This is a genomic window from Dellaglioa sp. CoH-56-MRSF-11 (assembly GCF_056782135.1).
In genome coordinates this window covers 54,051-67,967 of record NZ_JBXAYE010000007.1, presented here as the reverse complement: position 1 = coordinate 67,967, position 13,917 = coordinate 54,051, and the positions used below count along the sequence as shown (strand labels likewise).

Below are 13,917 nucleotides of genomic sequence, written 5' to 3'. Positions count from 1 at the left end.
AATACTGGGATAAAGCCATTTAGAAACATATTAAATTTTATATTATTTCATCCGTCAACTTGACAGGGCCTAGTACATGAAGTTGTTGGAACCTTTTTAGATGATTATTTTAAAATTATTTTTGTACCATGAAGCTCTTTAACGTTTAATTTAGCAGCAATAGTATCAACATTATCAAGTGTAATACCGCCACCTGGAACAATTTTAATGAGACCGTTTGACCAGTCAATAATTTCTTTGAGGTGGGGTAACGTTTCCTCGATAGGCTTATCAAGTGATCCGCCATGCGTTAAAACACGATCGATATCATGCTCTGCTAACCAAGATAGCGCATCAAGTTGTGCATTATTAGGAATTTCATCAAAAGCCATATGGAAAGTGATTTGCATGCCACCACTTGCTGCAATTAAAAACTCCATCGCCTCTATGTCTAAGTTATTATTCGTATCTAAAGCGCCAAATACGACGCCATCTACACCAAGTTGTTGAGCCTGAAATAAATCAGCCTCCATAATTTTTAATTCGGTATCGTTATAAACGAAATTTCCGCCACGGGGACGAATCATTGCCATTACAGGGACTTCATTGTCCTGTGCATAACGCATTGTTTCAGACATAACACCTTTACTGACAGTTGTACCACCGACAGCAAGATTATCGCAAAGTTCAAAACGATTAGCACCAGCGGCAAATTGTTTTGGGATATCAGTAAAATTTTCAACTGCAACTTCTTTAATTAACAAATTTAATTTCTCCTAATTTTCAAAATAAACGCAAACGGATTCTGGAACGGCAATATCTTTTTGAAGTAAAGTTAATTTACCAGAGGTTGAATCACGTTCGAATAAGGTAGCATTATCAGTGTTTTGGTTAGCAACAACCAAAAATTGTTCTGTTTTATTTAAACTGAAATCACGAGGAAAGTCACCTTCAGTTGAAATAAGTTGAATAAGTGTCATTGTGCCATCAACAGCAAGTGAATAACAAGCAATTGAGTTGTTTCCGCGATTAGAGACATACAAAAAGCGGCTATCTTTAGAAATGCGAATAGCAGCAATTCCGTTATGAGCATTCCAATCAGATGGAATTGATGAAAGTGTTTGAATCTCTTTAAATGAACCATCCGTTTGATTGTAGCTAAGTAACGAAACTTCACTTGAGAGCTCTCCAGCTAAGTATGCTAATTTTCCATTTTTATGGAAAACAATATGACGAGAACCGAACCCAGGCTCTGAACGATACTCAGCAATTTGTTTAATAGCACCATTATCTGACACATCAAAAGTTAACACTTGATCAGTTCCAAGGTCACAAACAACTAACCTATTGTCTGGTGTTAAATCAGTGAAATGAATATGAGAGCTTGTTTGTTCTGGTTTTGGACCATGACCTTCATTTGTAACTTCATTAATAAGAGCTAATGAGCCATCAGTTTGAATTTTTGAAATGGAAATAAGACCCTTATGGTAGTTTGAGCTGTAGACTAATTGACGGTTATTATCAACAGCAACGTAAGCAGGCGGAGCGCCTTCAGCTGAAACGTCATTTAAAAATTGGGGATTTTCTGATGCAAGGGTAAAGGCTGATATACCACCTAAATCTGACCTCTTTGAAACGGTATATAAGACACCTTTGTCCGATTTCGTGAGATAAGTTGGATTTTCAACCTTTATATAGGGTGTAGCGTTAGAAACTTTTTTTTCAATTGTATCAAGTTGAGCTCGTTGGATACCAGTACTTGTCTTTTTTGTATATGTACCAAACAAAATAGTCTCTTTCATAGTTACAAATACCTCCTCATGATATTGTCAATATTATATCATATATTTTTGTAAACGTTATTATTTATACTGGGGACTATGCTATAATTATAGGTAACTATAAAGGATAAGGGAGACGATAAAGTATGATTACAGCAAGAATTGAAGAAATTGGAAAAGATGCCATCTCAAAAAAGGAACCTATTGTTATCCTTTTCAATCAGAGTGCAACGGATGATTTAAGACAAGTTTCTGTCATTCAATCATTTGAAGATGATAAAAAAATTATTTCGCCAAAAACAGGTGATGAAATGATTATTAATGAACAAACTTATAAAATTGATTTCGCTGGAGAGTTAGTTTCAAGTAATTTTGAGTCGGTTGGGCATGCTACCTTGTTCTTTATGGAAGTTCCAGAACATCCACAACCAAATGGTATTTATTTAACACCGCATGTATTGCCAACTTTTAAAGTCGGTAATACAATCACGTATAAGTAAAGGAGTAGATTAAAATGCTCCCAAATGAAAAATCGACTTCACAACGATCATGGTTTTGGAAATGGGTTGTTAATAATAAAACAGTTAGCATTTTATCAATTGTTTTGTTAAGTTTGCTAATTATTTTTATGTTAGCACAAGTGGGCTGGTTTTTCGCACCAATTGGAGAGTTATTAAGCATTATTGGCTTCCCAATTGTTTTAGCTGGCGTGCTGTATTATTTAATATCCCCATTGATAGATTTTTGTGAAACGCGCTTTAAATTGAATCGAAGTTTGGTTATTACAGTTGTATTTATAGTAATTTCTGGGTTTTTAGTATGGGGGATTGTCGTTTTGATTCCTGCTGTACAAACACAAACAATTAGTATTATTAAAAATTGGCCGACGTATTGGTCAAATATCACACATCAAACGAATGATTTTATGTCGTCATCTTTATTTGATACTATTAAAACTTCAATTGAAAAAATAAATACAGATATCGTAGGAACAGTATCCAAAAAAGCGAGCTCAGTTATTGGATCAACAGTTGATTCTTTAGGTAGCGTTGTTGGTACTGTAACGACATTTATCATTGGATTAGTAACAGCACCCTTTATCTTATTTTATTTATTAAAAGATGGGCACGATTTACCTGAGTATTTATCAAATTTTTTCCCAGTAAGATATCGCAAATCAATCATTGAATTATTAGATGAAATTAATTTACAAGTCAGTCAATATATCCGAGGTCAGTTAACGGTAGCATTCTTTGTGGCCATATTATTTGTTATTGGTTTTTCAGTAGTTGGTCTTAAGTTTGCTTTAACGTTAGGGATTTTGGCAGGTTTTTTGAATTTAATTCCTTATTTAGGCTCTTTTCTAGCGATGATTCCTGCACTAGTAATTGCTGCTTTCGTGTCACCAATTATGTTGATAAAGGTTATTGTTGTTTTTATTGTTGAACAAACAATTGAAGCAAGATTGATTTCTCCATTGATTCTTGGAAGTAGTTTAGCAATCCATCCCGTTACAATTTTAATTGTTTTATTAGGTTCGGGACGGGTTTTTGGATTAATAGGTGTTATTTTTGGAATCCCAGGATATGCAATTCTAAAAGTTATTGTAACGCGGATTTTTGTATGGTATAAAAAGGATTCTGGTTTGTATGACGAATCAGAGAAAACGAATAAAGATAATCAAAAAAGTTAGACAAATTTTATTTTGTCTAACTTTTTTGATTAAAGCGTATCACCGTTAAAAATTGAATTTTTAACAATTACATAATCGACTTTTTCAAGTGCAGAGAGAGAATTACCACCAGCATAAGAAATTGAAGATTGTAAATCTTGTTGCATTTCAAGTAAAGTTTCATGAATGTCACCTTTAAAAGGAACGAGCATTTTTTTACCTTCAACATTAGTGTGGCTACCTTTTTGATATTCAGAGGCAGAGCCAAAATAACTTTTAAATAGATTACCATCTTTTTCAATTAAATCACCAGGACTTTGTTTGTGACCAGCAAAGAGTGAACCAATCATACACATTGAGGCCCCAAATCTGACTGACTTAGCAATATCACCATGAGTTCTTATACCACCATCAGTGATAATTGGTTTACTTGCTGCTTTAGAACATAATCTAAGAGCGGCTAATTGCCACCCGCCGGTACCGAATCCAGTTTTAATTTTAGTGATGCAAACTTTTCCGGGTCCAATACCAACCTTAGTTGCATCTGCACCAGCATTTTCTAGTTCTCTAACGCCTTCAGGTGTGCCAACATTTCCAGCAATTAGAAATGACTCTGGTAACCATTTTTTAATATGATGAATTAAATCAATGACACTTTGTGCGTGGCCATGCGCCACATCAATTGTTATATATTCTGGAATTAAATCAGCATCGGCAAGCTCTTCAATTAATGCCCATTCATGTGGTTTAACGCCAACACTAATAGAAGCAAACAAACCTTTTGCATGCATTTTTTTGACGAAAGGTAAGCGACTCTCTTCATCGAAACGGTGCATGACATAGAAATAGTCATTTGATGCAAGCCATTCTGCTAACGGTTCATCGATAATTGTCTGCATATTCGCAGGTACAACGGGTAGTTTAAAACGGCGAGGGCCAAATTGAATAGATGTATCGACTTCGGAACGGCTATTTACAATACATTTGTTAGGGACGAGCTGAATATCTTCATAATCAAAAACTGGCATAATATTTCCCCATTTCTTTTAAACACGAACTATTTTTAGTATTTATTAAATTATTATCAGTAACCAACTGATAATTTACGCTATTTAGCGAATTTAGTCAACATATTTTTGAAATAAATCGAAAATTAAATAAGAATACGTGAAGAGATAGACGTCGTGCTATAATTATTTTGGGAGTGATTATTATCGCAAAAAAAGAAAAAGTAAAAAAAACAAATGACGAACGCATTTTAGATCAAAATCATATTGAATTTGAGAGCTATACTTTTGATTTTTTAGGTGGTCGACAAATGGATTCAAGCAAAGAAGCTAAAGAACTAGGAACGGATGAAAGAAGTATTTTAAAAACAATTGTTTTACAGGGAAGTAACGGTGATAGAGATTACGTAGTTGTTTGCCTTCCTATTACTTTTGAAATTGATTTAAAATTAGTAGCACGTGAATTAAATGAAAAACAATTGCATTTAGCAGATAATAAAAATTTAATCAATATTACTGGTTACGTTCATGGCGCAAATACACCAATTGGAATTAATGTTCGAAAAGGATTTCCCATTTATTTTGATGAACGAATTCAAGAGTTCGATAAAATTTGGGTTTCAGCTGGTAAAGTTGGTCGTTCTGTTGGCGTAAAACGTGAAGAACTTGTTGAATTGGTTAAAGGTCATTACATTAACATTGAAAAATAAATAGCTATTGAATGTAAAATAAACGATAAAAAGGAATAAGTGTAAATTGAAAAAAATTGAGAAAAGTGCCGTATTTTTAAAAAATAAAATCGATTTATTTAGATGTCCTGTCTGCTTAAACCCCTACAGTAAAGTTGAAGGCCAGACGATGTTTTGCCCTGAAAATCATCAAATAGATTTATCAAAAAAAGGAACTCTTTTTTTCTTGAATCATGGGGTTAAAAGTGATTATGAATTGGATATGTGGTTAGCAAGGAGACAGTTATTACAAGCAGGCTTGTTTAAACCGATTACGGATAAAATTCTTGAGCAGCTTTCTGATGAAGAAGAAACAATTATGGATGTAGGTTGTGGAGAGGGAACACCACTTCATGATATAGAAGTAACACGCCAAAATGCTAAAGACACTTACGTTGGATTTGATATTTCAAAAGATGCAATCAATTATGCGACACAACAAGAGACAGATGCTTTTTATTGTATTGCTGATTTGGCTAAACTACCATTTAATAATAAGTCATTTTCAACAATTATTGATATTTTTTCGCCTTCTGCTTATACAGAATTTGATCGAGTATTAAAGGATGGCGGGCAGTTATTAAAAATCATTCCAAATTCAAATTACTTAGTTGAATTACGCGAACTTCTATATAACGAAGAGAGTCATAATAGGAGTTATAGTAATGAAAAGGTTTTAAATCTGTTTAAAGAAAATTATCCTGACTCTGAACAAATTACAATTAGTTATCAATTCGATATTCCAGAAGGCTTGTTTCCTGCCTTACTCGAAATGACTCCTTTACATTGGGGAGCTACAACAGATAATCAGGCTAAAGCTAAAAAACAACCTTTAACCAAAATTACGGTTGACGTTACACTATTAAAATATCGTAAAAATAAGTTAGAATCAGTGTTGTAACGAATAAATTGCTGTGGTATTATGAGTATACGAATTCGGTTGTTTAGAGACTGTCGACGATGTTGTCAGCTTCTGGAAATTGATCTTCATTAACGTATCTTTTCGCCGTGCCCACACCGAAATGATGCGTTTTTTTGTTGCCTAAAATAATAACGATTTTTTGAAAGGATGTTAATTTTTGACGAATCATATTGCATTATTTGAACCACTTATGCCTGCTAATACAGGTAATATTGCTAGAACTTGTGCTGGAACGGATACTGAACTACATTTAATTGAGCCCTTAGGATTTTCAACAGACGATAAATATTTAAAACGTGCTGGACTAGACTATTGGGATAAAGTAAAAATTACGTATCATAAAAATTTACAAGATTTTTTAGCATCTATTCCAGATCAGAAACAACTTTTTTTGGTTTCAAAATTTGCACCGCAAACTTATTCACAAGTAGATTATTCTGATGTGAATAAGGACTATTACTTCTTGTTTGGTAAAGAGACAACAGGTCTTCCTGAAAACTTTATGCGCCAAAATGAAGAGAAAGCAATCCGAATTCCACAAGATGATACGCACATTCGTGCCTTAAACTTATCTAATTCAGCTGCTATTGTAATTTATGAAACACTTAGACAACAAGACTTTTTAAATCTAGATAAAACACACACGTATGAAAATGATAAGCTAAAATAAGTAGCTTGAGCATTTTATAGACTAGAAATTCATAAATGGGTTATACTTGCTTCGGGTTAAGAAATAAACCGGTATTTATGATGAACAGTCATTTTATAAAATGGAAGGGTGTGAGCTAACTTGTTTCAAGTAATAACAATGTTTGGATTTGATGAACCATGGTGGTTTTTTGATGATTGGAAAAGTCATATTCAAAAAACAGTTGATTTTGATTCAATGGATGAAGCGATGGCTTTTTTTGAGGAACAATCTAGCGCATTTACCACTGAATTTAGCCATCAAAAAAGTAAACGTCAATTTTTGACAGCATTTTGGAATGAGGAACAAATGGATTATTGTTCAGATTGTGGTGATGATTTACAGTTATATCAAGGGTTACTGTTAGTTAAAGATGGCAAAGAAATTACAGCCAAAAAAGAGAGTTAATAACATAATTGTTATTAACTCTCTTTTTGTGGAAATGACTAGACAATGACACGGAAGGTAATTAAGATATGGTATAATTGAGTATCTATTTTAACAGAAGGAGGAACTGTTTTGGCTCAAAAAAAGAAAAGAAAAAAAAGAACAACAAAAAAAACAGTTCAATACAAATTTTCTAAAAATATAATTGGTGTTATATTTTTATTGTTTGGAATATTTGGTGTGCTAGCACTGGGATATTTGGGTGCTTTATTTGCTAACGTTTTCCGTTTGTTTGTTGGTAATACATATCAATTCGCATTATTAATTCTCGGTGTATATGGAAGTTACTTAATGATTATGGGAAAAGAGCCCAAAGTTAAGAAAAGAATTAATTGGGGATCCGTTATTTTATATGTTGGTGTTTTAGTCTTTCTTGAAGCCTGGTTTGTTGGGCACTCATCGGTGCATAGCCAATTTATTCAATATACATGGCAGACACTTGTTTCCGATTTTCGACAATCTGCAGTTAGTTCAACAGTTGGCGGTGGAATGATAGGGGCAAGCTTATACCAATTATCGTACTTCTTAATTTCACAAGCAGGCACCTATATTGTTAGTGTACTTTTCATCTTAGCCGGATTATTTATTTTTTTTGATCTCTCTTTTTCAGAAGTTATGTATACTGTTCAACGCTATCTAAACGTAATTATTGCTTGGACAAGAGAAGGTTTTCGCCGAATGAAAGTAGCAATAGATAGTTTTAAAGAAGAAAGAAAAGAAAATAAAGCAGAACAAGATGAAGAAGAATTAAAACCTGTAATTGACCATAGAACTGAAGAAAAGGAAATAAAAACTGAACGAGAAGTGACCGTTGATGAACCACCTATCATTACGCAACAAGAACCAGATTCAGAATTAGATTCAGAAGATGATCCTAAGATAATATCAAGTACAGTGGCTGATGATAATGAAGATTACCAATTACCACCAGTTACATTACTTACAAAAATTCCAAAAGAAGACCAAAGTGGCGAATATAAAACAATTGAAAAAAACACAAAAATATTGAAGCAAACATTTGAAAGCTTTGGTGTTGATGTTGAAATTAAAAGTGTGAGTTTAGGACCATCTGTTACTGAATATGAATTACATCCGGCAATTGGTGTTAAAGTTAGTAAAATTGTTAACCTTGCGGATGACTTAGCCTTAGCACTTGCTGCCAAAGATATTCGAATTGAAGCACCAATTCCTGGAAAATCACTTATTGGGATTGAAGTACCAAATTCTAAAGTATCAATGGTTTCATTCAGGGATGTGATTGAATCTCAACAAAAGAATCCAACACCAGATAAAGTTCTCGAAGTTCCTTTAGGTCGCGATGTTTCAGGCCAATTGGTAACAGCAGATTTAACAACGATGCCGCATTTATTGATTGCTGGCTCAACTGGTAGTGGTAAGTCAGTTGCAATTAATGGCATTATCACAAGTTTATTGATGAATACGAAACCAAATCAGGTTAAGTTTATGTTGATTGATCCTAAAAAAGTAGAGTTAGGTGTCTATAATGGTATTCCACATCTATTAACGCCGGTTGTTACAAATCCTAAAAAAGCATCACGAGCTTTACATAAGGTTGTTTCTGAAATGGAGCGACGCTACGAATTGTTTGCAGATGCTAGTCAACGTAATATTTCTGGATATAATCAAATGATTATGCAAGAAAACGCAGATGACGGACAAAAAAGAGCAACGTTACCTTATATTGTTGTCATTGTTGATGAATTGGCAGATTTAATGATGGTAGCCTCGAATGAGGTTGAAGATGCGATTATTCGTTTAGCACAAATGGCTCGAGCAGCTGGAATCCATATGATTTTGGCAACGCAACGTCCATCTGTTGATGTTATCACAGGATTGATTAAAGCTAACGTACCATCACGTATGGCTTTCGCTGTTTCCAGTGGGATTGACTCGAGAACAATTATTGATAGTAATGGTGCTGAAAAGCTTTTAGGTCGTGGGGATATGTTATTCCTACCAATGGGGCTAAATAAACCCATTCGTGTACAAGATGCTTACATTTCAGATAAAGATGTTGAAAGTGTTATTTCGTTTATTAAAAATCAGCAAGAACCACAATACGATGAAACGATGATTGTGACTGATGAAGAAACAGCTAACTCAGGATCAGCGTCTGATTCAGAAGACGAATTATTTGGGGACGCTGTTAAATTAGTGACTCATGAACAATCTTGCAGTGTATCCATGTTACAGAGACGTTTTAGGATTGGCTACAATCGAGCTGCTAGAATTGTTGATGAAATGGAAGCAAAAGGAATCGTTGGACCGCCAGAGGGAAGTAAGCCGCGCAAAGTGTTGATAAATGAAGAAACTGATGGTCCTAATTAGGGCTTTCAGTTTTTTTGTTTAGCCTAAACAGATTACGAAACAATTAAATTTGTGTTTCACTAGTCTTTCAATTATCATGGTAAAAGAACATCCGATTTAAAAGGAGGCACATTTTCGTGCGTAAACAATTAGAAACAGGTGTCAACTTAACTGTTATTGAAAATAGTCAATTTAAAACGAATAGAATCGTTATTAATTTTATAGCACCTTTAACCGGAAAAGAATCTGCAGAACGTATGCTATTAGCTAACTTATTAGAAATTAGTAGTGCAGAATATCCATCTCAACAAAAATTAGCCGAAAAATTATCAGAACTTTATGGTGCAAGTTTTGGTATCACTGTTAGTAAAAAAGGAAACTTTCACTTAATAAGTTTAATTTTAAACGGTGTAAACGATAAATTCTTAGAACATAAAACAGAAAGTTTAAAAAAAATATTTGCTTTTATCAAAGAAATTATTTTCAATCCGAATGTGACTGATGGCCATTTTGACGAAGAAACATTTAAACGCCAAAAGGAAAATTTGATGATGTCTATCAGAAGTATTAGTGATGATAAACAATCGTACGCAGGATTAGAATTACAGAAACTTTACTTTCAAAACGATCAAGCTATTCCTAGCTATGGGACTGTAGAAGATATTGAAAAGATAACTGCAACTAGCTTATTTGATTACTACAAACAAATGCTTACAACTAATCGAGTAGACATTTTCGTCCTTGGTGAATTAGATGAATCAGAAACTGAAACTATTGTTAAAACGTTGCCTTTTAAACCTCGAGATTTTAAAATGATACCTATATTCTATGATCAAGCTATTAAAGAAGTTGTGACTAAAACAGAAACGCAAGCAGTGACTCAGGGTAAATTAAATCTGGCATATCAGTTACCAGTTTATTACAGAGAAAATGGGTACTATGCGGGTCTTATTTTCAATGGCGTTTTTGGCGGTTCACCACTAGCTAAGTTATTTGTAAATGTTCGTGAGAAAGCTAGTTTGGCTTATTATGCAAGTAGCTCGTTAGATACATTTAGAGGTATTTTAACTGTACAAACAGGCATTGAACCACAAAATAAAGATAAAGTTATCGAAATTGTTCAACAACAATTAGATGATATTATCGCAGGTGACATTAGTGATGAACTATTAAATAAAACAAAAATGACAATGATTAACCAATATCAAAGTAGTCTTGACTCACAAATGGCGTTAATTAATCAATCGATGATTGATCAATTAACAAGCACAGAAGTTAGTGCAACAGAGTGGATAGACGGCATTAATAGCGTGGATAAAGCTGCCGTTCAAGCTATCGCTCGTAATGTTAAATTACAAGCAATCTTCTTTTTGAATGGGGAAATTAATTAATGAAAACATTAGAATACCCGCAGTTTGACGAAATATTATATACAGAAACTTTGGAAAATGGCTTGAAAGTAAATATATTACCTCGTAAAGGTTTTCATAAAACTTATGGTATATTCACAACAAATTATGGCTCAGTTGATAGTGTATTTGTACCAATTGGTGAAGAAGATGTTGTTCATGTACCGGATGGTATCGCCCATTTTTTAGAACATAAAATGTTTGAAAAAGCAGATCATGATGCGTTTGATTTATTTGGAGAATATGGTGCTAGTGCAAATGCTTTCACAAGCTTTACACGAACGAGCTACTTATTTTCAAGCTCTAATCATGTTCCTGAAAACATTGAAACATTACTAGATTTTGTGCAAGATCCGTATTTTACACCTGAAACAGTTGAAAAAGAAAAGGGAATTATTGGACAGGAAATTCAAATGTATGACGACGATCCTAATTGGCGTTTATACTTTGGTATTTTAGGTAACCTTTACCCAAATCACCCGGTTAGCAGTGATATCGCTGGAACAATTGAATCAATCGATAAAATTACGGCAGATGATTTATATAAGTGCTATGAAACATTTTATCATCCAAGTAATATGAATTTATTTATTGTAGGAAATGTTGATCCAGAAGAAACTTTAGATTTAATTAAAAATAATCAAAATCATAAAAAGTTTCCAGAAGCAGCAGAAACAATTAAACGATTAATTCCAGAAACTCAAGTAGACGGTTCAGACATCATGCCATATCGTGCAACTGAGATGGCCATTCAACGTGCTAAAACAATTGTTGGTATAAAAGGATTAGATAATGTTCCAGAAGGCCGTAACGGCTTGAAATACAAAGAGACAATCCATATGCTTCTTTATCTTTTGTTTGGTGACACGGCCCCTCAATATATGAAATTATATGATGAAGGGACGTTAGATGATTCCTTTGGCTATGAATTTGAAATTGAACGTGGCTTCCATTTTGCAAGTATTAGTGGTGATACTGATGACCCTCAAAAGTTATCGGATGCCATTATTCATATTTTAGAGAATGCGTCAGAGTACCTTTCAGGGGCTGAGGCCCAGTTTGAATTGGCTAAACGTGAAATGTTAGGTCAATCCATTCAATCGATGAACTCACTTGAGAGCATTGCAAATCAGTATGATGGTGATTTGTTTGATGATGCCACTGTTTTTGATAGGGCACCAATTATTGAAAATATGACATTAGATCAAGTTCGCCAAGGAGCTAAAGATTTTATTCGTTCTGAAGCAATTAGTGTCTACCAAATTATGGCTAAAGAGGATGATTAAATGAGTTGGGCAGTTATCTTTGGAGCGTCTGGTGATATTGGTCAAATGATTGCAAGACAATTGGCAGATATTGGTTGGTCGCTAACAATGCATTATTATCAAAATGATGAAGCAATTATGGGATTAACACAAGAGTTGAGGGGAAAATATCCAAAACAAGATTTTTTGCCGTTACAATTTGATATGACAGCGACTAATGTTGATCCAGTGATATCCCAACTATTTGCCGTAGATGCTGTAATATTTGCTGAAGGAACAACTTCTTACCATTTATTCAATGAAGCCCCAATGTCTGATTTAGATAAAATGATGAAGATGCAAGTTCAAACACCATTGGCATTAATTCAGAAATTGGAACCAAAGTTAGCCCAAAATCATTTTGGCCGAATTATATTTATTGGGTCAATTTATGGAGGCGTTGGTAGCCCAATGGAAGTACTGTACAGTACTGTAAAAGGTGCGTTATCGTCCTTTGCCAATGCTTATAGTAAAGAAGTTGCCTCGTTAGGTATTACGGTTAACGTGGTGGCACCAGGCGCAGTTGATACAAAAATGAATCAACAATTTTCGAAAGATGCAAAGAAAGATATCTCAAGTGAAATTCCAATGGGACGTTTCGCACATCCCGAAGAAATTGGATTTTGGGTAAAACAATTATTAGCCAAAGAGGCAGGGTACCTCACCGGTCAAACGATTTATGTTTCAGGCGGATGGTTGAAATAAAATAATAAAATTTTAACAAATTGGACATGACGATTATGTTATACTGATTGTTAGAAGATTAACTATTAAACTAAGTGGAGAATTAGACATGAGTGAAATTGGAAAAACATTACAAGAAGCGAGAATAAATAAAGGATATACGTTAGATGATTTACAACAAATGACGAAAATTCAAAAACGTTATTTGATTGCAATTGAAGATGAAAAATTTTCTGATTTACCAGGAGATTTTTACGTTCGAGCATTTGTTAAACAATATGCAGAGACGGTTGATTTGGATGGGGATAAATTATTAAAAGAATTCAATGAAACACTTCCAGATACACAAGAAACAGTCGTTGCAAAGGAACAAGTATCACGTTCTGAAAAGTCTGCTAAACTACCAAAAGACGGTAATTTTGATAAGTTTATGTCGTACTTGCCAACAATTATTATTGTTGTGATTGTCTTAGGGATTTTGGGTACAATTTATGGTGTGACATTGAATAGTAAAGATACAGATACTCAAATTGAAAGTTCAAGTTCTAAAGTATCTGTTTCAACTGACTCAAAAACTAAAACTTCTAGTTCTGAATCAGTAAAGGCTAGTTCTTCATCTGATAAGAAAACGCAAAAATTAACATATGTTTCAGATGCGGGAACAAACACTGTTTACACAATGGAAAATGCACCAACAACTTCTAAAGTTAAATTAGTAGCTTCTGGTAGTGCTGCTTGGAGCTCAATTACGGCTGATGGCACACAACTATGGCAAGCAACACTTGTCTCAGATGCAACGGATACTGTTACAATCCCAGCCGGTACAAAGTCATTTGTCTTTAGCTTTGGTAATGCACCAGCTATGAGTATCACGATTAACGGTAAAAAATTTAATTTTATGAAAACAAATGCAACTCTACAAGTTAGAACAGTTACTGTAAATATTAAATAAGCCAGAATTGTCAACA

General features: G+C 33.9%; 14 protein-coding genes. 11 read left to right on the top strand and 3 right to left on the bottom strand.

Features of this window, described 5'->3' with window-relative positions; all coding sequences use genetic code 11:
- Positions 1–104 precede the first annotated feature (104 nt).
- Positions 105–743 (bottom strand): copper homeostasis protein CutC, encoded by a 639-nt coding sequence (locus AC1RPT_RS07335; RefSeq protein ID WP_481761860.1) that lies wholly within the window; start codon positions 741–743, stop codon positions 105–107.
- A 12-nt stretch (positions 744–755) separates the two neighbouring features.
- Positions 756–1,781, bottom strand: coding sequence for a lactonase family protein (locus tag AC1RPT_RS07330; RefSeq protein WP_481761859.1), 1,026 nt, complete (start codon positions 1,779–1,781; stop codon positions 756–758).
- 125 nt (positions 1,782–1,906) lie between these two features.
- Here AC1RPT_RS07330 and AC1RPT_RS07325 point away from each other — a divergent pair, with 125 nt between their 5' ends.
- Positions 1,907–2,260, top strand: a complete 354-nt coding sequence (locus AC1RPT_RS07325; RefSeq protein ID WP_409021462.1) for a PTS glucitol/sorbitol transporter subunit IIA — start codon at positions 1,907–1,909, stop codon at positions 2,258–2,260.
- 14 nt (positions 2,261–2,274) lie between these two features.
- Positions 2,275–3,453, top strand: a complete 1,179-nt coding sequence (locus AC1RPT_RS07320; protein WP_481761858.1) for an AI-2E family transporter — start codon at positions 2,275–2,277, stop codon at positions 3,451–3,453.
- 29 nt (positions 3,454–3,482) lie between these two features.
- On the opposite strand, the gene guaC is transcribed toward AC1RPT_RS07320, so the two are convergent.
- Positions 3,483–4,460: a GMP reductase gene (gene guaC, locus AC1RPT_RS07315; protein ID WP_481761857.1), complete on the bottom strand. Its 978-nt coding sequence runs from the start codon at positions 4,458–4,460 to the stop codon at positions 3,483–3,485.
- A 185-nt stretch (positions 4,461–4,645) separates the two neighbouring features.
- Between guaC and AC1RPT_RS07310 the strand changes: the two genes are divergently transcribed.
- The 9 genes from AC1RPT_RS07310 to AC1RPT_RS07270 all read left to right on the top strand — a co-directional run bounded on the left by AC1RPT_RS07310 (position 4,646) and on the right by AC1RPT_RS07270 (position 13,901).
- Positions 4,646–5,149, top strand: coding sequence for a YbaK/EbsC family protein (locus tag AC1RPT_RS07310; protein WP_481761863.1), 504 nt, complete (start codon positions 4,646–4,648; stop codon positions 5,147–5,149).
- 46 nt (positions 5,150–5,195) lie between these two features.
- Complete coding sequence (locus tag AC1RPT_RS07305; RefSeq protein WP_481761856.1) at positions 5,196–6,068, top strand: methyltransferase domain-containing protein; 873 nt, start codon at positions 5,196–5,198, stop codon at positions 6,066–6,068.
- Positions 6,069–6,246: 178 nt separating this feature from the next.
- Positions 6,247–6,759 (top strand): tRNA (uridine(34)/cytosine(34)/5-carboxymethylaminomethyluridine(34)-2'-O)-methyltransferase TrmL, encoded by a 513-nt coding sequence (trmL, locus tag AC1RPT_RS07300; RefSeq protein WP_409021458.1) that lies wholly within the window; start codon positions 6,247–6,249, stop codon positions 6,757–6,759.
- 120 nt (positions 6,760–6,879) lie between these two features.
- A complete protein-coding gene (locus AC1RPT_RS07295; RefSeq protein WP_481761855.1) occupies positions 6,880–7,185 on the top strand; it encodes a DUF1033 family protein in 306 nt (101 codons plus the stop codon).
- Positions 7,186–7,296: 111 nt separating this feature from the next.
- On the top strand, positions 7,297–9,573 hold the full coding sequence (locus tag AC1RPT_RS07290; RefSeq protein ID WP_481761854.1) for an FtsK/SpoIIIE family DNA translocase: 2,277 nt from the start codon (positions 7,297–7,299) through the stop codon (positions 9,571–9,573).
- 116 nt (positions 9,574–9,689) lie between these two features.
- On the top strand, positions 9,690–10,943 hold the full coding sequence (yfmF, locus tag AC1RPT_RS07285) for an EF-P 5-aminopentanol modification-associated protein YfmF (protein ID WP_481761853.1): 1,254 nt from the start codon (positions 9,690–9,692) through the stop codon (positions 10,941–10,943).
- Positions 10,943–12,247, top strand: a complete 1,305-nt coding sequence (gene yfmH, locus AC1RPT_RS07280) for an EF-P 5-aminopentanol modification-associated protein YfmH (protein WP_481761852.1) — start codon at positions 10,943–10,945, stop codon at positions 12,245–12,247. The genes yfmF and yfmH overlap by 1 nt, the downstream gene beginning before the upstream one ends.
- Positions 12,248–12,970: an elongation factor P 5-aminopentanone reductase gene (gene ymfI, locus AC1RPT_RS07275; RefSeq protein ID WP_481761851.1), complete on the top strand. Its 723-nt coding sequence runs from the start codon at positions 12,248–12,250 to the stop codon at positions 12,968–12,970.
- Between the two features lie 88 nt (positions 12,971–13,058).
- Entirely contained in the window at positions 13,059–13,901 is an 843-nt protein-coding gene (locus AC1RPT_RS07270; protein WP_481761850.1) for a helix-turn-helix domain-containing protein, read from the top strand.
- Positions 13,902–13,917: the final 16 nt, after the last annotated feature.

Coding starts and splice junctions, on each gene's coding strand:
- AC1RPT_RS07330 (WP_481761859.1), bottom strand. CDS start 1,781: ATGAAAGAGACTATTTTGTTTGGTACATATACAAAAAAGACAAGTACT.
- yfmH (WP_481761852.1), top strand. CDS start 10,943: ATGAAAACATTAGAATACCCGCAGTTTGACGAAATATTATATACAGAA.
- ymfI (WP_481761851.1), top strand. CDS start 12,248: ATGAGTTGGGCAGTTATCTTTGGAGCGTCTGGTGATATTGGTCAAATG.
- AC1RPT_RS07325 (WP_409021462.1), top strand. CDS start 1,907: ATGATTACAGCAAGAATTGAAGAAATTGGAAAAGATGCCATCTCAAAA.
- guaC (WP_481761857.1), bottom strand. CDS start 4,460: ATGCCAGTTTTTGATTATGAAGATATTCAGCTCGTCCCTAACAAATGT.
- AC1RPT_RS07320 (WP_481761858.1), top strand. CDS start 2,275: ATGCTCCCAAATGAAAAATCGACTTCACAACGATCATGGTTTTGGAAA.
- AC1RPT_RS07270 (WP_481761850.1), top strand. CDS start 13,059: ATGAGTGAAATTGGAAAAACATTACAAGAAGCGAGAATAAATAAAGGA.